Origin of the sequence: Bosea beijingensis, assembly GCF_030758975.1 — a bacterium.
In the GTDB taxonomy this organism is placed as follows: domain Bacteria; phylum Pseudomonadota; class Alphaproteobacteria; order Rhizobiales; family Beijerinckiaceae; genus Allobosea; species Allobosea beijingensis.
The window spans coordinates 399,467-416,634 of sequence record NZ_CP132359.1 but is presented as its reverse complement, the minus strand read 5'-3'; the positions used below and the strand labels follow the sequence as shown (position 1 = coordinate 416,634).

Here is a 17,168-nt window from a genome sequence, read left to right as displayed (position 1 = left end):
GAACCTCATCATCAGGGATCGCCATGACCAGCCTTCTTCGCCCGCTCGCGGTTTCACTCGCTCTTCTCGCCTCGCTGACGGTCGCGCGGGCAGCGGGCGATGTCGCGGTCGAGGTGAAGAACGAATCCGAGCCGGTGCTCTGCGCCGAAAAGGACAATGTCACGATCAAGGTGGTCTCTCCCGAAGTCCGGCGCTTCCAGATCGAGGCGGCGCATCCGGCCTATGTCGCGGGGCTCGTGCGCGACAACTGGGATGCCGACTGGACCAATTGCGACATGAAGGGCGACCCGTCCTTCACGCCGCCGACGCCGCCGCGCCGCGTCACCTTCTATGAATCGATCGATTACTGGCTGGTCGGCTATACCTTTCCGAGCTTCTGGCGCCCGGCTGAGGCGACCTTCCGCGTCGGTGATCGCGTCGAGAAGAACCTGCACCTCGTCCAGCTCTGGAAGCTCGGCAAGGACAAGTCTCATGAGGTGCTGGTCGTCTATCCGCAGGACGGCAATTGGCGCGCCAGGCCGCTGCCGCCGGAGCATCTCGGCTTTTCCTCCTACGGTTCCTCTTTCCTGTTCGGGCCGATCGAGCAGGAGAGGCGTCCTGTCGTGAACATCAAGGAGATCGAATTCGACCCGAAGACGCTGACTTTCAAGCTGAGCTTCAAGGACGGCTCGTCCGGGAGCCTCAAGCTCGACAGCGTCGACGAGAATCGGATGGTGCTCGACGCCGTGCTCGACAAACCGGTGACGGGAGGCAAAGGCTTTCTGGCGCTGCGCTCGATGTATGTCACAGAGTTCAACAACGATGTCGCCCGCATCGCCCTGCGCGAGCCCGGTGCCAAGGGCTGGCGGGAGGAGGCGCTGATGTCCTATCCCGGCGGCAAGGCCACCGATATCTGGATGGGGCGCACGACGCATTCGCGCCACAACACCTCCTCGCCCGACATGGTGTTCCGGCGCTTCTCGACCGATCCGAACCCGCCGCCGAAGCCGGAGAAGAAGTGACGGCCGGACGGCCGTAGCGGAACGCATTGCCTCCCTGCCGCGTTTGGCAATGACGCGGCGGGCGCATCGGTTTAGCCTGCGGCCACCGATACCGCCCAGCCTGCAGAGAGACACATGCCGCGTTTCGCCGCCAACCTGTCGATGATGTTCACCGAATGGGAGTTCCTCGATCGCTTCAAGGCGGCCGCCGAAGCGGGGTTCGAGGCGGTCGAGTTCCTGTTCCCCTATGAGCAGACGCCCGAGCAGATCGGGCTCGGACTGGCGGGCGGCAACCTCACACAGGCGCTCTACAACCTGCCGCCCGGCGATTTCGCGAGGGGCGAGCGCGGCATCGCCTCGTTGGCGGGCCGCGAGGACGAGTTCAGGGCTTCGGTCGATACCGCGCTGTCCTATGTTCATGAGACCGGGGTCAAGCGGCTGCACATGATGGCGGGGCTGGCCGACCCCAACGACCCCGTCGCGCAGAAGACCTATCGGGCCTCGCTCGCCTATGCCGCCGACAAGCTCGGCGAACAGGGGATCGACCTCCTGCTGGAGCCGATCAACGGCAAGGACATGCCCGGCTATTTCCTCAATGATTTCGACCAGGCGGCGGCTTATGTCCGCGAATCCGGCCGGCCGAATGTGCGGCTGCAATTCGACATGTATCACTGCGAGCTGATCCATGGCGGCGTCTCGGCGAAGTTGAAGGCGCTCTACCCGCTCGTCGGCCATGTCCAGATCGCCCGCGCCAACGGCCGGCATGAGCCCGACGCCTCCGGGCCGGACTATCCGGTGCTGTTCGACGAGCTCGACGGCCTCGGCTATGACGGCTTCGTCGGCTGCGAGTATCGGCCCGAGGCCGGCACGCTCGAAGGGCTGGGCTGGTTCGCGCCCTGGCGAAAGCCGCTCTGATGCGCCCCCCCTCGATCTCCTATCCGGTGCTGGTCGCCGATATCGGCGGCACGAATTGCCGCCTGTCTCTGGTGAGCGATGCCGAGTGTGCGCATCGGCCATTGGCGCGGATCGGCACGGGCAGCTATCCGACCGCCGAAGCAGCCTTTGCTGCCGTGCTCGCGGAAGTGCCGGACAAGCCTCATTCGGCCGTGATAGCGGTTGCCGGTCCGCTCGACGGCCGGCAGGCGCAGTTGACCAATGCGGTCTGGCATCTCGACGGGCCGCGGATCGCGGGAGCTCTTGGACTGAGCCAAGGCTTGATGGTCAATGATTTCGAGGCCCTCTCCGCTTCGCTCGCGGTGTTGAGGCCGGGCGATCTCACCACATTGGTCGAAGGCGATCCGGAGCCTGAAGGCGTGAAGCTGGTGCTGGGGCCGGGAACCGGCTTCGGCGCCGCGGCTCTCCTGATGCGTGGCGAGCGCGGCGTGCTGATCCCGACCGAATCCGGCCATATCGGCGTCGGCCCGGAGGACCAGACCGAGCAGCGGATCTGGCCGGCGCTCAGCGAGGGCATTCCGCGCCTCACCGTAGAGCATCTGCTGAGTGGTGACGGGCTGGTGCGCCTGCACAAGGCGGTGGCGCGGACCTCCGGCATGCTGGAGGCCGAGGTCAGCGCGGCCGACGTTTCCCGCCTAGCCCATGACGGCGATCCGGCGGCGCTGATGGCGGTGGTCTGCTTCTGGCGCCTGCTGGCGCGGGTCGCGGGCGACCTCGCGCTGATCTTCAAGGCGACGGACGGCGTCTATATCGCGGGCGGCATCGCGCCGCACCTCTTGCCGCTGGCCGACAAGGCGGCGATTCGCGCGGCCTTCGCCGGCAAGCCGCCGATGGAGGATCTGGCCGGGCGTTTCGCCCTGCATGTCATCACCGCAACGGATGCGGCCGAGCAGGGTCTGGCGGCGATCGCCGCCAATCTCCATCGCTTCGGGCTCGACGATCCCAAGCGGCTGTGGTTTGGCTGAGCGGTCTTTCTGTTCAGCACTTCCTCAGGTTCGCGTGCAGCCCATCCATTCGATCCAGGTTCTGCGCGCGCTCGCGGCCTTCATGGTGGCGATCCACCATGTCCAGCCGGATGCGGCCGTAGTGGCGGCGCGCGCGGGCCTGAGCTTCACGCGCAGCGATGTCCTGCCCTGGATGGCCGGCGTCGACATCTTCTTCGTCGTATCCGGCTTCATCATGGTCCATGCCTCGCAGGACCTGTTCGGGCGCGATGGTGCCTCGCGCCTCTTCCTGAAGCGGCGGCTCGCGCGCATCGTGCCGCTCTATTGGGCGATGACGACGCTGTTCCTGCTGGTCGGGCTCGCTGTCCCAGCCGTGCTCAATTCCGGCGTGCCGAACCTCCAGCAGATCCTCGGTTCCTACCTGTTCTGGCCTGTGGTCTCGACCCAAGGGCTGGTTCAGCCGGTCTATTCGCTGGGCTGGACGCTGAACTACGAGATGCTGTTCTACGTCCTGTTCGCGGCTGGCTTGATGCTGCCGCGAGCCTGGACCTTGCCCGCGATCACGCTTGTGCTGGCTCTGCTTGTTGGCAGCGAGAGCCTGAAGGGGCCGTTGTCACTGCCCTTCGGTTTCTGGGGCCAACCGATCGTACTCGAATTCGCAGCGGGGATGGGGATCGCCGTCCTCAGGCAGAAGGGCTTGCGCCTGCACGGGGCGGTGCGGATCGCCGTTGCAATGGCCGGTGCCGCCTTGCTGGTCATGGCTGCCCATTTTCCGGGCACGGATGGGCCGTGGAGCAGCGTATTGTGGCGCGGCGGGGCCGCCGTGCTGCTGATGCTCGCCGCGGGCTGCGGCCGCGAGGGCATCGTGCCTTTCCCGCCTGTGAAGGCGCTGGCTGCGGTGGGGGACGCCTCCTATGCGCTCTATCTCGTCCACCCCTTCGTGATCCGTGGGATGCGCGAGGTCGTGCTGCGGCTCGGTCTGCATTCGCCCGCGCTCTACATCGCGCTGGCGCTCGCCGGCTCCGTGGTCGCGGCGCTTCTGGTCTATCGCTTCTTCGAGAAGCCGGCGACGCGACTGGCCCGGCGCTGGTTTGGCGGCTGAACCTCAGCTCAGCTTCATGCCCTTTAGGGACCGGCCGACCACGCCGCCATCCTTGCGGCGCTGGGCCCGCTTCGACTTGATCGTCGCGACATGTTCGGGCTGCGGGAAATAGCCGCGCTCCATGATCTCCAGCGAATATTCCTCGTAGGTGAGGCCAAGCGCCGAGGCGTTCTCCTCGCGCCTGAGCGCGACCTCGCGCGGCTTCTTCCAGGCCTTGCGATGGGCGAAGCGCCAGTCGAAATAGCGGCCGATGCCGCCCGAACCCGTAGCGGAGCGGCGTTTGCGCTCCTTCAGTGGCGGGCCGCCATTATGGCCGATCCCGATGGGGCGTTCGCTGGGCATCGCTCTTGGACTCATCAGGCCACAATCCGGATCACGATAAGGGGCTTGAGGCGACTGGCAAGGGCCGTGCCATGGCTTGCGGGCGTGACAGCGGAGCAGTGGCGGTCTATCCCGCAGGCCGAACACAGGACGGATCATGGCCCCCTTGCTGCATCTGCGCGACGTCGCGCTCACCTTTGGCGGACAGCCGTTGCTCGAAGCCGCCGAGATCGCGGTCTCGGCCGGCGTGCGCGTCTGCCTCGTCGGCCGCAACGGCTCGGGCAAGTCGACGCTGCTCAAGATCGCGGCGGGGATCGTCGAACCGGATCATGCCGAGATCTTCGTTCAGCCGGGCGCGACCATCCGCTACCTGCCGCAGGAGCCGGATTTCACCGGGTTCGACACGGCACTCGCCTATGTCGAGGCGGGGCTCGGGCCGGGCGACGATACCTATCGCGCGCAATACCTGCTGACCGAACTCGGCCTGACCGGGCAGGAGAGCCCGGCCTCGATGTCGGGCGGCGAGGGCCGCCGCGCGGCGCTGGCACGGGTGCTGGCGCCGGAGCCGGATATCCTGCTGCTGGACGAGCCGACCAACCATCTCGATCTGCCCGTCATCGAATGGCTGGAGCAGGAGCTGAAATCGCTGCGCTCGGCCATGGTGCTGATCAGCCACGACCGGCGCTTCCTGACCTCGCTCTCGCGCGCGACGATCTGGCTCGATCGCGGCGTGACCAAGCGAGCAGAGAGAGGCTTCGGCGAGTTCGAGGCGTGGCGCGACGAGGTGCTGGCGCAGGAGGAGCTCGACCGCCACAAGCTCGACCGCAAGATCGCGCGCGAGGAGGACTGGCTGCGCTACGGCGTCAGCGCCCGGCGCACGCGCAACCAGCGCCGTCTCGGCGAGCTGCATGCGCTGCGCGACCAGCGCCGCACGGCGCGGGCCGCGCAGGGCAATGTCCGGCTGGAGGCGAGCGAGGCGCAGAGCTCCGGCAAGCTCGTCATCGAGGCGATCGATGTCGCCAAGGCCTATGGCGACAACACCATCGTCAAGAACCTGTCGCTCAGGGTGGCGCGCGGCGACCGGATCGGCATCGTCGGACCGAACGGCGCCGGCAAGACCACGCTGATCAACCTGCTGACCGGCGCGCTCGCGCCCGATTCCGGCAAGGTCAAGCTCGGCACGGCGCTGGAGATGGTGACGCTCGACCAGCGCCGCGAGAGCCTCAACCCGGAAACGCCGCTCGGCGATGTCCTGACCGGCGGCGGTTCGGACCAGGTCATGGTCGGCGGGCAGCCGCGCCATGTGATCTCCTATATGAAGGACTTCCTGTTCCAGCCGATCCAGCGCGGCACGCCGGTCGGCGCGCTCTCGGGCGGCGAGCGCGGGCGTTTGATGCTGGCGCGTGCGCTGGCCAAGCCCTCGAACCTGCTGGTGCTGGACGAGCCGACCAACGATCTCGACCTCGAGACGCTCGACCTGCTGCAGGAACTGCTGGCCGACTACCAGGGCACGGTGCTGCTGGTCAGCCACGACCGCGACTTCATCGACCGGGTCGTCTCCTCCGTGCTGATCTCGGATGGCGACGGCGTCTGGACCGAATTCGCCGGGGGGTATTCCGACATGCTGGCGCAGCGAGGCCGCGGCGTCGGGGCCAAGGTGCGGCCGGTCGAGAAGGCGGCGCCCGCGGCTCCCAAGGCTTCTACGGCGCCAGCCGCGTCCGCCTCCAAGCGCAAGCTCTCCTTCAACGAGAAGCACGCGCTGGAGACGCTGCCGAAGAAGATCGAGACGCTACAGGCCGAGGCAGCCAAGCTCAACACGGCGGTCGCCGGTGATCTCTACACGCGCGATCCGAAGCTCTTCGCCAAGGCGACGGCAAGGCTCGAAGAGGTCGCACGCGAGATCGGCGAAGCCGAGGAGCGCTGGCTGGAGCTGGAGATGCTGCGCGAGGAGATCGGGGCTTAAGGCCGCTATCCCATTTCCGCATCCGCCCGCGCGCAAAAAGCGCATTTACCGCCACGCTCAATCGTTTCAAACATCGTGGCAACGAGACCGCGAGGGACGACCATGAGACTGAAGGGCAAGACGGCGCTGGTGACCGGCGCTGCGCAGGGGTTCGGCTTCGGCATCGCAGAGACCTTCGTGCGTGAAGGCGCGCGCGTCGCGGTGCTCGACATCAACGGCGACAAGGCCAAGGAAGCCGCCAAGGCGATCGGCCGAAAGGCCTTCGCCGTGACCTGCGATGTCGGCAAGGCCAAGAGCGTCGACAAGGCGGTCGAGAAGATCCTCGCCAAGGTCGGGCGGCTCGACATCGTCGTGAACAATGCCGGCACCACCCATCGCAACAAGCCGATGACCGAGGTGACCGAGGAGGAGTTCGACCGGATCTTCGCGGTGAACGTGAAGTCGATCTATCTGATGGCGCGCGCGACCGTGCCGCATTTCCGGCAGCATGGCGGCGGCGTGATCCTGAATATCGGCTCGACGGCCGGTGTGCGCCCGCGCCCGGGCCTGACCTGGTACAACGGCTCGAAGGGCGCCGCGAACCTGATCTCGCAGTCGATGGCGGTGGAGCTGGCGCCGGACAAGATCCGCGTCAATGCCATCGCGCCTGTCGCCGGCGAGACGCCATTGCTTGCCACCTTCATGGGCGAGGATACGCCGGAACGTCGTGCGCAGTTCACCGCTTCGATCCCGTGGGGCCGTTTCTCGACGCCGCAGGACATCGCCAATGCGGCGCTGTTCCTGTGCTCGGACGAGGCCGACATGGTGACCGGCTCGGTGCTGGCGGTCGACGGTGGCCGCTGCGTCTGACAGTCGGTATTTTCGGAGGTGATGTCTTCCCGTGCGCGCTGCGGTGCGCAGCGCCGCTGCGCAGACACGGGATAACACCCTTCAGGTGGCTTTCGTCAGAGTGATCTCCTGGCGAAGAATCACCGTGCCGTCCGGCTCGAAGCCGCGCTGCTCCAGCGTGATCGCCGGTTCTTTTGCGTCGCCGTCGATGCGGAAGAGATGCCAGGTGCCGAGCTCGCCATGGCCGCGCGGGCCGATAGAGGCCGAGGGCACGCCGATGATCGGCACGTCGCGGCGCAGGCCGGGCCGCCAGGCCAGCGAGAAGCTGTGATTATGGCCGTGCAGGACGAGGTCTGCTCCCTTGCGCTTCAGCATCGCCTCGAAGGCGGCGGCATCGACCAGTTCGCGGCCGCGCTTGGCGCCGCCGACATAGGGCGGGTGATGGATCAGCACGACGCGGATCAGCCCTTCGTCGCGGGCGCGGTCCAGCAGCGCCTCGGTGCGGGCGATCTGCTCGCTGCCGACGCGGCCGGTCGCCATCAGGGGGAGGGTCGGCACTCCGCTATTGACGCCAATCAGCGCGACCTGGTCGCGGCGGCGATACCAGGGGTAGCCGGCCTTGCCCTCGTCATCGGCGATCCAGGGCGCGAGCAGGCCGGCCAGCGGCTTCAGCGAGGAGCGGGCATAGGCATCGTGATTGCCCGGCACGAAGCTCACGGTCTCGCGCGGGCCGAGCTCGTCGAGAAAGGCGATGGCGGTCTTGAATTCGTCGGGCAGGCCGATATGGGCGACGTCGCCGGTGCAGGCGACATGGTTGGGCGCCTGAGCGTGGATATCGGCGACGATGCGCGCCAGGATATCCATGTCATGGGCGTGCCGGCGCTTGCGGCGCCAGTTGACGTAACCCGTCGCGCGCTTGCCGAAGAGCTGATGCAGCGAAAACCCGGCGAGCGGGCCGAGATGCGGGTCGGACAGATGCGCGAGCTTGAACACGCTCTAGCGCTTGCCCCCGCAGGAGGCCGTCAGTCAAGCGCGCCGATGGCGCGCCTGGACCGCGGAAAGGTCGAAAGACCTCAGTTGGCGGCGCCGGTCAGTTCCGACACGATGCGCGAATCGGTCAGCGTGACGGCGGGCTTCCAGACATAGGCCGGCTTGGCCTTGAAGCGAGCGATGATGAAAGAGAGAAGCATGGTTTCGGTGTCCTGATGTTGCAGTGCGATATCTGCCTCATTTGGGGCGCGTTTGTGGCAGAGCAACTGAAGCGCTTGACGGTCCGTCATGCGTTTTTTGCATAGACAATTAACCCGCCCTTGAGAATCGATCGGATGCAATCAGCGCCGCCGCCGCCAGCCGCCGATCCGGAGAAGCCGCGCACGCCTGCGCAGCGCCTGCTGACGTGGCTGCTGCATCTTTATTTCCGCTTCGCGCGGGGCATGACCCTCGGCGTGCGCGCCGTCGTGCTGAACGAGCGCGGCGAGGTCTTCCTGATCCGCCACACCTATGTGCCCGGCTGGCATTTTCCGGGTGGAGGGGTCGAGGTCGGAGAGACGGCGGAATTGTCGCTGGAGCGCGAATTGTCGGAGGAGGCGTGCATCGCTCCGACCGAACGACCTGTCCTGCATGGGCTGTTCTTCAACCGGAGGATCTCGCGCCGCGATCATGTCGCCGTCTATATCCTGCGCCAGTTCCGGGTCGAATCCATCAAGCAGCCGGATCGCGAGATCGCGGAGGCCGGCTTCTTCCCGCTCGATAATCTGCCGGACGGCACGACGCCGGCGACGCGGCGGCGGCTGGCGGAGATCACGTCCGGGCAACCGCCTTCAACGGAGTGGTGAGCGCGACCGCGCTGTCGATCAGTTCGCGCTCTTCGCCAGCGCGCCGAAATCGGCGTCGAGCTTGGCCAGACCTGCCGTGATCTTCGCGCGCCTGTCCTTGATCCAGGTATCCTGCCGGTCGAGCCGCTGCTTCGCCTCGGCCAGCATCCGGTCCATCTCGGCCGGCTGCGGACCGCCAGAGGTGGCGCGATTCCTGATAATCGCGACGGGGTCGAGCGTCGCGCGGAACTCGGCTTCGCTCATCGGCAGATCGGCAGCGGCGAGCCCCATTTCCGGTGCGGCCTTGCGGTAGATCGCCTGTGCCTGCGCATAGGGAAACTCGGTCGGCTTGATGTTGTTGAGCTTGGCGTAGTCGACGACCTCCGACGCGAAATGGTGGCCGGCGCGGAAGGGCAGTTTGTATTTCCGCATCAGCACGTCGGCGAGCTCCTGCGAGGCCGTCCAGTCGCTGTTGAGTTCTTCGAGCGCGCGTTCGGGGTCGATGGCGAGCGCCTTCAGGATGCGGTCGAGCCCCTGCAGGGCCTTGGTCGCGCTGTCGGTCATGGCGCTGTTGGTTTTGGCGTCCTTCGCGTCGGGCATGCCGGGCGGGATATTATGCGCCCTGAAGACCGGTCCCATCGCCAGCGAGAGCGCGGTAGAGGCATCCTCACGCGTGCCGTTCAACAGGCCCGGATTGCGCTTCTGCGGCATGGCGCTGGAGACATAGGTATTGCCGCCGCCTTCGCGCAGGATGATCCAGGGGCGCGACTGCGCATATTGCGTCATCACGTCCTCGATGAAGCCGCCGACATGCAGCGCGATGCCGGTGACGATGCCGCCGACCTCCACGGGCAGGTCGGCCGCGGCGATCTGCGAGGCGTCATAGGCGTTCTCGACGAGGCCGGCGAAGCCGAGATAATCCGCCATGCGCTGGCGATCGAGCGGCCAGCTCGTGCCGTTCAGCACCGTCGTGCCCATCGGCGAGCGATCGACGCGGGCATAGGTCTCGCGAATGCGCTGCGCGTCGCGATCGAGCCCGGCGGCGAGGCCGAGCAGGTAATGACCGTAGCTGTTGGGCTGCGCGGCGACGCCGTTGGTGTAGTTGGGCACGACCGTGTCGCGATGTGTCGCGGCGAGCTCGACCATCGTCCGCGTCGCCTGGTTGAGGCGCTCTGCCAAGGTCAGGAGCCGGTCTCGCATGATCGCGGCGCGATAGGTCGCATGCATGTCCTGGCTGGAGCGGCCGGCATGGATCAGCGTGACCTCGACCCCGGCTTCCTTGATCATCAGGGGCTCGAAGGTGATGACGGTGGAAGGCCGCCTTGCGCCGGGCTGGTTGCCGGCCTCGAGGACCTTGGCGATGCCCTGTGCGAGCTTCGGCGCCAGCGCCCGGTCGAGCAGGCCCTGCTCGGCATTGATGACCGTGCTCGCCTTGTTGATCTCGCCGAGCCAGAAGAACTCGTCGCGGACGGGCTCCTTCGGCGGCGCCGGTTGCTGGGCATGAGCAGGCAGGGCAGTCGCCGCCAGAAGCAGGGCGGCGGCGAGCGGCTTATATCCGGACATCGGTCGTCTCCGTTCCGACAGGCGAGATCGCCTGCGGCTTCCGTGGGTTGTTCCCCCGCCTGGAAACCGGAGTTGAGACCAAAGCGACGGAGCCGACAAGTCTCCGCAGCAGATCGGCGCAAGAGGATGGACATCGCTCGGGTGCTCTATCGCGCCACATCAGATTTTTCCGAAAGGCGGATTTCCCTTTCCGATCCGATGCTGTAGAGGCGCTTTCATGATGATCCGCCTGAGCCTGCGAGACCTGCGACGACCGGCGCGCTGAATGCGCCCTTCCGGCAACGCGCCCGCACGCGCCTGCCCTCGCTCTGCCGATCTGCTCCCCGCGCTACACGTCGATCATCATGACATCCCTGCCTCTGACCATCCGCCACGAACTCCCCGTGGACGCCGCCGCGATCGAGCGACTGCATGAGCGCGCTTTCGGCCCCGGCCGCTTCGCGCGCACCGCCTTCCGCCTGCGCGAGGGCGTCCCGCCCGACCACGCCCTGTCCTTCGCCGCCCATGTCGGCACCTTCCTCGTCGGCTCGGTGAAGGTGACGGCGGTTCTCGCCGGCGGCCACAAGGCGCTGATGCTCGGACCGCTGACCGTCGATCCCGCCTTCGAGGGAAGGGGCATCGGGGCGGCGCTGATGAACCGTTCGATCGAGTCAGCGCGCGAGGCCGGACACGACCTGATCATGCTGATCGGGGACGCGCCCTATTACGCCCGCTTCGGCTTCAAGGTGCTGCCGCCCGGCCAGCTCGTGCTGCCGGGGCCGGCTGATCCGGCGCGTTTCCTCGCGCTCGAGCTGGTCGAGGGCGTGCTGAAGCAGCGCAGCGGGGCGGTGACCTCGATGCGCTTCAGCTCTGACGCTTGAGGCGCCTGCCGCTCTCACCGAGCCAGCCGGCGACGAGCGCGCCGAACAGTACGGCCAGGCCGAGCAATCCGATGAAGAGCGGCGAGATGCGCACGCCGCGCACGATCCCGGAATCGCTGATCCTCAGCCCGATCCAGTCGTTGCCGGCGAACTGGCTGCCGGAGCGCATCGGCACGATGCGCGGCACGCTGACGGCCGAGCCGCTCTCGCGGCCGATCCGCCGCGAGGAGCCGCCGGTCGCCTGCGCCAGTTGCTGGAGCGCGCCGGGATCGCTGACCACTTCCATCAGTTCGCGCGGGTTCTCGGGGCCGACGCTGGCGAAGGCGGTGAGATTGTCGGCGGTCAGCCGGTAGAGGCCGAGATCGCTGGTCGGGATGCGAGCGGTGAACAGGCCGGGGCGGCCGGGCTCGAGCGTCACCGTGCGTGACTGGCCGTCCGGGCCGGTGATGGTGATGGGGCCGGGATTGTCGCGCAGCGTCTGGCGCTCGACCTCGACGGTTGCGCCGCGCACCGTGGCGCGCAGCGCCTCTTCCTCCAGCTCCGGCTCCTTCATCAGCCAGTGGCTGAGGCGGCGCAGCAGGTCGAGATAGGGGCCGCCATCGCGGAAGCCGCGGGCCCAGAGCCAGGCATGATCGGAGAGGAAAAGCGCGACGCGGCCCTTCTGCTCGCGCGCCAGCATCAGGAGCGGCCGATCGCCCGGGCCGGTCATCACCGGCGCGCCGCCGGCTCGCGCCTGGGCGCCGACCATGCGCAGCCATTCGCCCCAGCGCGGCGGCGAGACCTCCGAGCCCGGCAGGTCGCGGGTGACGGGGTGGCGCTTGCCGGGCTCGCTGACCTCAGCGCGATAGGCCTCGTCGATGACGCTGCCATCGGGCAGGGCGGGCAGGATCTGGCCGAGCGGGGTGCGGGCCAAGGTCTGCGAGCCCGCATATTCCGGCCCTGCCGCGACGAGCAATGCACCGCCATCGCGGACATAGCGGACGATGTTCTCGAAATAGAGCAGCGGCAGGATCGACTGGTTGGCGTAGCGGTCGAAGATGATCAGGTCGAATTCCTTGATCTTGACCTGGAACAGCTCGCGCGTCGGGAAAGCGATCAGCGAAAGCTCGTTGATCGGCGTACCGTCCTGCTTCTCCGGCGGCCGCAGGATGGTGAAATGCACGAGATCGACATTGGCGTCGGCCTTGAGGAGATTGCGCCAGGTGCGCTCGCCCGGATGCGGCTCGCCCGAGACCAGCAAAACGCGGAGCTTGTCGCGCACGCCCTCGATGGTGATGACGGCGCGGTTATTCGCCAGCGTCAATTCGTTGTCGATGGCCTGCGCCTCGATCTCGACGACGTTCGGCCCGCCCCGGTCGATGCGGACGGGGACCTGCACCGTCTGGCCGGTCGTGACCTCGCGGCGGGCGACGATTTCGCCATCGCGGCGGATGGTGAGGCCGGCACGGCCGGGGCCCCCCTTGTCGGCGACGCGCAGGCGGATGATCTGGTCCTTGCCGACGATGCCGAAACGGGGCGAATCGACCAGTACGATGCGGCGGTCGATCTCGGCATTGCGGCCGGTGGTCAGGACATGCAGCGGCGCGCGCAGGCCGAGCGCTTCGGCATTGGGTGGGGCGTCATGGGCGAGACCGTCTGTGATCGCGATGGCGCCGGCGACACGCTCGGAGGGCACGTCGGCGAGGCTTGATGATAACGCCTCGAACAGGCGGGTGCCGTCATTGGACCCTTGCGCATCACGCAGCTCGACGATCCGCGGTTCGACATTGGGAATGCCGCGCAATTGCCGCTCGATCTCGGCGACGGCCGCATCTGTCTGGGCCACGCGGTCGGCGAGACGGTTCGAGGCCGAGCGGTCGACCACGACGGAGACGACGTCCTTGACCGGCTCGCGATCCTCGAAGACGAGCGAGGGATCGGCGAGTGCCGTGGTCAGCACGACGAGGGCGAGCGCACGCAGGATGGCGCTGCGGCCGGCGAGAACGATGGCGGCGCCCGCAGCCAGAGCCGCGAGCACGGCAAGCCCGATCAGCAGCGGCAGAGGCACCATCGGGGCGAGGGAGACGCTCCACATGGCTATTGTCCCAGGCGCTCGAGCAGGGCCGGGACATGGACCTGATCGGCCTTGTAGTTGCCGGTGAGCGCGTACATCACAAGGTTGACGCCGCCGCGGAGCGCCATCTCGCGCTGGCGCGGATCGCCGCCGGATAGCGGCACCAGCCCTTCGCCGCGCCGATCGATCGCCCAGGCGGCGGCGAGATCGTTGGCGGTGATGACGATGGGCGAGACGTTGTCACCGGCACGGGCAGGGCGGCGGCCGTCGCTATCGGCGGGCGGCAGGGTCTCGACCCAGGTCGTGCCGGTATCGTAGCGGCCGACGAGCTCATCGAGGATGTAGAAGGTCTTGGTCAGGACGTGGTCGCGTGGCAACGGCTCCAGCTCGGGAATGTCGAGCGTCTGCAGCATGCGCTTGAGCTGGTCGCCCTCGGGCGTGGTGCCGCCGCCGGGGCGCGCACTCATCGCATCGCGTGTGTCGAAGATCACGAGGCCGCCGCCCTTCATATAGGCTTCGAGCTTGCGCAACGTCTCGGCCGAAGGCAGCGGCCGGCCGGCGACGATCGGCCAGTAGAGCACGGGGAAGAACGCGAGTTCGTCGCGCTCGACGCTGACGCCGACCGGCTCGCCCGGCTCCAGTGCCGTGCGGGCGCCGAGCACGGTGTTGAGGCCGGTGAGGCCCGCCTTGGACATGTCGTCGACGGGCTTGTCGCCGGTGACGACATAGGCCAGCCGGGTCATCGCGCCATTGGCGAGCAGGGCACGGGGAATTGGTGGGCGGGTATCGGCCTGCGCGTTCGGCGCGGGCTGCTGGGCGCGGGCGGTATCGGGCGTCAGCGCGAAGGAGGCCGCGAACGTGAGCAGGATCGCAGCCGGCACGGCCGCCTTGCGCAGGCGGCCGAGGCTGAGACGGCCACCGAGCCAGAGTGTCGCCAGCGTGTCGATAACGAGCAGCAGCAGGGCGAGAACCAGCAGCGGCGGACGGATGTCGCGCGCCACCGGCTCGTCGATCGGCAGCACGGTGACGCCGAGGCTCGCGAGGTCGAGCGCCGTGAGCGTGTCGGTCGGCGTCAACGCGTTGACGGCGAGCGAGCCGTCTGTCGGGCCGTAGAGGCCGGGCGGGTGGGCGAGCGTCGCGCGGCCGGCATAGTTGCGCGCCACCGGCTGGGCCGTTGCAGGCGCCGTGCGGAACTGGCCGATGCCGTCGAGCACGCGGGCCGGCGACAAGGTCTCGACGCGCTTGTCGTCGCTCTGGGTTTCGACTGCGGCGGGGCCGTTGCCGGCGAGATTGACGATCTTGCGGAGCATGTCGACGAAGAGGCCCGAGAGCGGAAGGTTCGACCAGGTGGTGTCGGCGGTGACATGGACCATGGCGATCAGACCGTCGCCGCGTCGCTCGGCGGTGACGACGGGCGTGCCGTCCTCCAAGGCCGCCCAGGTCTTGCGGGAGAGATTGGGCTCCGGCTCGGCCAGGATCTGGCGGCTGACGCGGATGTCGTCGCTGATATTCAGGCCGAAGAAGGGGCTCTCGCGGGTGAAGGGCGCGAGCTTGCGCGGCGTTTCCCAGGAGAGGCCACCGCCTAGCGTACGGCCGCCGCGACGCAGGCGCACGGGCGTCAGGTCGTCGGAAGCGGCTGCGAGGCGGGCGCCGGCGAAGCGCAGCAGCACGCCGCCGCGCTCGACGAAGCTGGTGACCTTCTCGGCCGTCTCACGGTCGAGCGCGCCGATATCGGCGAGGACCAGCACCGAGAGATTCTGAGCCAGCAATTCGCCGATCGGGTCGGTCGAGCCCTGCCGCGGCTCGCGAATCTCGGCGAAGGGCTGGAGTGCGCGGGAGAGGTAATAGGTCGGCGACAGCAAGGGCTGCGCGGTGTCGGCGGTCGCGCCGGAGACGAGGCCGATGCGGCGACGCTTGGCCCGGTCGTCGAGCAGCGCCACGGCGCCGGCACTGCGCTCGCCGACGATCTCCAGCCGCGAGACGGCGTTGCGGACCTCGATCGGCAAGGTCAGGCGGGCTGTCGTCTCCAGATTGCTGCCCTCGAAGATGAAGGGGGCGTTGCCGAGCGGCAGGCCCTTGAGATCGAGCGCGCGGACCTGTCCCGTCGCGGCGGCGTTCGTGGTCGGGCGCAGCACCTTGACGGTCAGGGCGCCCGCGAGGTTCTCCGGCGCGGAGAGAGCAAGCTGCGCGGCCGGGGCGGCATGAACAGCGAGGCGGCGGGCTTCGGCGTCCTGCTTCAGGCGGGCGAGGAAACTGCCATCGTCGGAGACGGCGAGGCTATCGGCGACCCAGACAATCTCGGCGCCGGGGGAGCCCTGCAGGAAGGCTTCGATGCGCTGGAGGTGGGCGGCGCGGTCGGGCGCGTGCGGCTGGAGCGGGAGCGCGCGCAGACGGTCAAGCGCGATGCGGGGCTCGGCCAACGCTATGGCGGCCGGCGCTTCGGCGAGGCCGACCACGGCGACGGGGCGGCCTTCGCGTGTGGCGGCGGCGATGCGCGATTCCGCGACCGCGACACGCTCGGACCAGTCGATCGCGGCGCCGAAGCCGTTATCGATCAGCAGCAGAACGGGACCGCGCGAGGGTGCGGCATCGCGCACAGGATTCCAGACCGGGCCGGCGACGGCGAGGATCGCGAGCGCGGCCACCGCCATGCGCAGGGCGAGCAGCCACCAGGGCGTATGGGCCGGCGTCTCGCGCTTGGCGATCAGGTCCGCCATGATCTTCAGCGGCGGGAAGTCGATGCGGCGCGGACGCGGCGGCGTCACCCGCAGGATCAGCCAGAGCGCCGGCAGCAATGCGAGCGCGGCGAGAGCGAGCGGGGCGGAGAAGCTGAAGGGCAGGGCGCTGAGCATCGGTGTTTCCCCTCAGAAGCCCGAGGCGCTGCGCGACGCAGCGACAAGGCTTGCGATGCGCAGCACCGCTTCGCTGGCGGGGCGGTCGGTGCGATGCAGCGTCAGCGTCCAGCCCGCCTTGCGGCAGGCTTCGGCGATGGCCTCGCGATGGGTGGCGAGGCGCTGACGGTACTCATCGCCCCAGGCACCGGCATCGCCGACGCGCAGGGTCAGCCCGTCCTCAAGGTCGAAGAGCTCGGCCTGGCCGCTGAAGGGGAAGGTCTCCTCGATCGGATCGGCGATCAGCAGGACATGGCCACGCGCGCCCGATGAGGCGAGCGTCGCGATCCGCTGGGCGAGAGCGGAGGCGGGCGACAGCCCGTCGGTGATGACGATCGCGTCGGCCAGTCGGGGCAGCGGCGCCTCCGGCGGCAGGTCGGAGGAGGCGTTGCGTTCGTCCGCGACGATCGCCTGCGCCAGCATCTCGACGATGCGGCGCGAGGCGAGCGCCCGTGTCAGCCCGAGATGGCCGACGCGCTCGCCGCCCTCGACCATCGTCTCGGCCAGCGCGAAACCGGCGACCAGCGCGCGGTCGAGCTTCGAGGTCATGGCCAGCGAGGAGGCGAAGCCCATCGAGGGCGATCGGTCGATCCAGAGCCAGATCGAATGCGAGGCTTCCCATTCGCGCTCGCGGACGAAGAGATGGCCGTCGCGGGCGGAGCGGCGCCAGTCGATGCGCGAGGCCGCTTCGCCGGCGACCAGCGGGCGGTACTGCCAGAAGGTCTCACCCGGGCCGGAGCGGCGGCGGCCGTGGATGCCATGGATGCTGGCGGAGACGCGGCGCGATTCCAGGATCAGGCGCGGGAGGCGCGCGGCAAGGTCGAGCGATTCCGTCAGGACCGGCCGCGAGGGCTGCCTTTCGCTCGGAGCCAGGACACGCGTGCGCAGCATCGGC

14 protein-coding genes are annotated in these 17,168 nt (G+C 68.2%); 8 read left to right on the top strand and 6 right to left on the bottom strand.

Annotated elements, in window-relative coordinates:
- Positions 1-23 precede the first annotated feature (23 nt).
- The 4 genes from Q9235_RS02110 to Q9235_RS02095 all read left to right on the top strand — a co-directional run bounded on the left by Q9235_RS02110 (position 24) and on the right by Q9235_RS02095 (position 3,980).
- Positions 24-1,001, top strand: a complete 978-nt coding sequence (locus Q9235_RS02110) for a hypothetical protein (RefSeq protein WP_306225150.1) — start codon at positions 24-26, stop codon at positions 999-1,001.
- Between the two features lie 114 nt (positions 1,002-1,115).
- Positions 1,116-1,895 carry a 2-oxo-tetronate isomerase gene (gene otnI / locus Q9235_RS02105; protein ID WP_306225149.1) on the top strand — a complete coding sequence of 260 codons (780 nt, stop codon included), beginning with the start codon at positions 1,116-1,118 and terminating at the stop codon, positions 1,893-1,895.
- Positions 1,895-2,899 carry a glucokinase gene (locus Q9235_RS02100; RefSeq protein ID WP_306225148.1) on the top strand — a complete coding sequence of 335 codons (1,005 nt, stop codon included), beginning with the start codon at positions 1,895-1,897 and terminating at the stop codon, positions 2,897-2,899. The genes otnI and Q9235_RS02100 overlap by 1 nt, the downstream gene beginning before the upstream one ends.
- A 34-nt stretch (positions 2,900-2,933) precedes the next feature.
- The gene (locus Q9235_RS02095) at positions 2,934-3,980 is read left to right on the top strand and encodes an acyltransferase family protein (protein ID WP_306225147.1); all 1,047 of its coding nucleotides are present in this window, start codon (positions 2,934-2,936) and stop codon (positions 3,978-3,980) included.
- 3 nt (positions 3,981-3,983) lie between these two features.
- Here Q9235_RS02095 and Q9235_RS02090 read toward each other — a convergent pair whose 3' ends face one another.
- Positions 3,984-4,322, bottom strand: coding sequence for a hypothetical protein (locus Q9235_RS02090; RefSeq protein ID WP_306225146.1), 339 nt, complete (start codon positions 4,320-4,322; stop codon positions 3,984-3,986).
- 133 nt (positions 4,323-4,455) lie between these two features.
- On the opposite strand from Q9235_RS02090, the gene Q9235_RS02085 reads away from it, so the two are divergent.
- On the top strand, positions 4,456-6,264 hold the full coding sequence (locus tag Q9235_RS02085; RefSeq protein WP_306228083.1) for an ATP-binding cassette domain-containing protein: 1,809 nt from the start codon (positions 4,456-4,458) through the stop codon (positions 6,262-6,264).
- 102 nt (positions 6,265-6,366) lie between these two features.
- Positions 6,367-7,113, top strand: coding sequence for a glucose 1-dehydrogenase (locus Q9235_RS02080; protein WP_133562802.1), 747 nt, complete (start codon positions 6,367-6,369; stop codon positions 7,111-7,113).
- Between the two features lie 81 nt (positions 7,114-7,194).
- Here the strand turns inward: Q9235_RS02080 and Q9235_RS02075 are convergent, their stop codons facing one another.
- Complete coding sequence (locus tag Q9235_RS02075) at positions 7,195-8,085, bottom strand: metallophosphoesterase family protein (RefSeq protein WP_306225145.1); 891 nt, start codon at positions 8,083-8,085, stop codon at positions 7,195-7,197.
- Positions 8,086-8,417: 332 nt separating this feature from the next.
- Between Q9235_RS02075 and Q9235_RS02070 the strand changes: the two genes are divergently transcribed.
- Entirely contained in the window at positions 8,418-8,927 is a 510-nt protein-coding gene (locus tag Q9235_RS02070) for an NUDIX domain-containing protein (RefSeq protein ID WP_306225144.1), read from the top strand.
- Between the two features lie 18 nt (positions 8,928-8,945).
- Here the strand turns inward: Q9235_RS02070 and Q9235_RS02065 are convergent, their stop codons facing one another.
- A complete protein-coding gene (locus Q9235_RS02065; protein ID WP_306225143.1) occupies positions 8,946-10,469 on the bottom strand; it encodes an argininosuccinate lyase in 1,524 nt (507 codons plus the stop codon).
- Between the two features lie 344 nt (positions 10,470-10,813).
- Here Q9235_RS02065 and Q9235_RS02060 point away from each other — a divergent pair, with 344 nt between their 5' ends.
- Positions 10,814-11,329 (top strand): GNAT family N-acetyltransferase, encoded by a 516-nt coding sequence (locus Q9235_RS02060; protein ID WP_306225142.1) that lies wholly within the window; start codon positions 10,814-10,816, stop codon positions 11,327-11,329.
- Here Q9235_RS02060 and Q9235_RS02055 read toward each other — a convergent pair.
- From Q9235_RS02055 to Q9235_RS02045, 3 genes are read right to left on the bottom strand one after another with little or no spacing between them, the layout of a single operon-like run.
- Positions 11,313-13,403 (bottom strand): hypothetical protein, encoded by a 2,091-nt coding sequence (locus Q9235_RS02055; protein ID WP_306225141.1) that lies wholly within the window; start codon positions 13,401-13,403, stop codon positions 11,313-11,315. The two genes, Q9235_RS02060 and Q9235_RS02055, sit on opposite strands and share 17 nt — an antisense overlap.
- Before the next feature lie 2 nt (positions 13,404-13,405).
- Positions 13,406-16,234 (bottom strand): DUF4159 domain-containing protein, encoded by a 2,829-nt coding sequence (locus Q9235_RS02050; RefSeq protein ID WP_306225140.1) that lies wholly within the window; start codon positions 16,232-16,234, stop codon positions 13,406-13,408.
- A gap of 12 nt (positions 16,235-16,246) precedes the next feature.
- The gene (locus tag Q9235_RS02045) at positions 16,247-17,164 is read right to left on the bottom strand and encodes a DUF58 domain-containing protein (RefSeq protein WP_306225139.1); all 918 of its coding nucleotides are present in this window, start codon (positions 17,162-17,164) and stop codon (positions 16,247-16,249) included.
- Between the last annotated feature and the right edge of the window lie 4 nt (positions 17,165-17,168).

Coding starts and splice junctions, on each gene's coding strand:
- Q9235_RS02110 (WP_306225150.1), top strand. CDS start 24: ATGACCAGCCTTCTTCGCCCGCTCGCGGTTTCACTCGCTCTTCTCGCC.
- otnI (WP_306225149.1), top strand. CDS start 1,116: ATGCCGCGTTTCGCCGCCAACCTGTCGATGATGTTCACCGAATGGGAG.
- Q9235_RS02100 (WP_306225148.1), top strand. CDS start 1,895: ATGCGCCCCCCCTCGATCTCCTATCCGGTGCTGGTCGCCGATATCGGC.
- Q9235_RS02090 (WP_306225146.1), bottom strand. CDS start 4,322: ATGCCCAGCGAACGCCCCATCGGGATCGGCCATAATGGCGGCCCGCCA.
- Q9235_RS02080 (WP_133562802.1), top strand. CDS start 6,367: ATGAGACTGAAGGGCAAGACGGCGCTGGTGACCGGCGCTGCGCAGGGG.
- Q9235_RS02070 (WP_306225144.1), top strand. CDS start 8,418: ATGCAATCAGCGCCGCCGCCGCCAGCCGCCGATCCGGAGAAGCCGCGC.
- Q9235_RS02065 (WP_306225143.1), bottom strand. CDS start 10,469: ATGTCCGGATATAAGCCGCTCGCCGCCGCCCTGCTTCTGGCGGCGACT.
- Q9235_RS02060 (WP_306225142.1), top strand. CDS start 10,814: ATGACATCCCTGCCTCTGACCATCCGCCACGAACTCCCCGTGGACGCC.
- Q9235_RS02055 (WP_306225141.1), bottom strand. CDS start 13,403: ATGTGGAGCGTCTCCCTCGCCCCGATGGTGCCTCTGCCGCTGCTGATC.
- Q9235_RS02050 (WP_306225140.1), bottom strand. CDS start 16,234: ATGCTCAGCGCCCTGCCCTTCAGCTTCTCCGCCCCGCTCGCTCTCGCC.
- Q9235_RS02045 (WP_306225139.1), bottom strand. CDS start 17,164: ATGCTGCGCACGCGTGTCCTGGCTCCGAGCGAAAGGCAGCCCTCGCGG.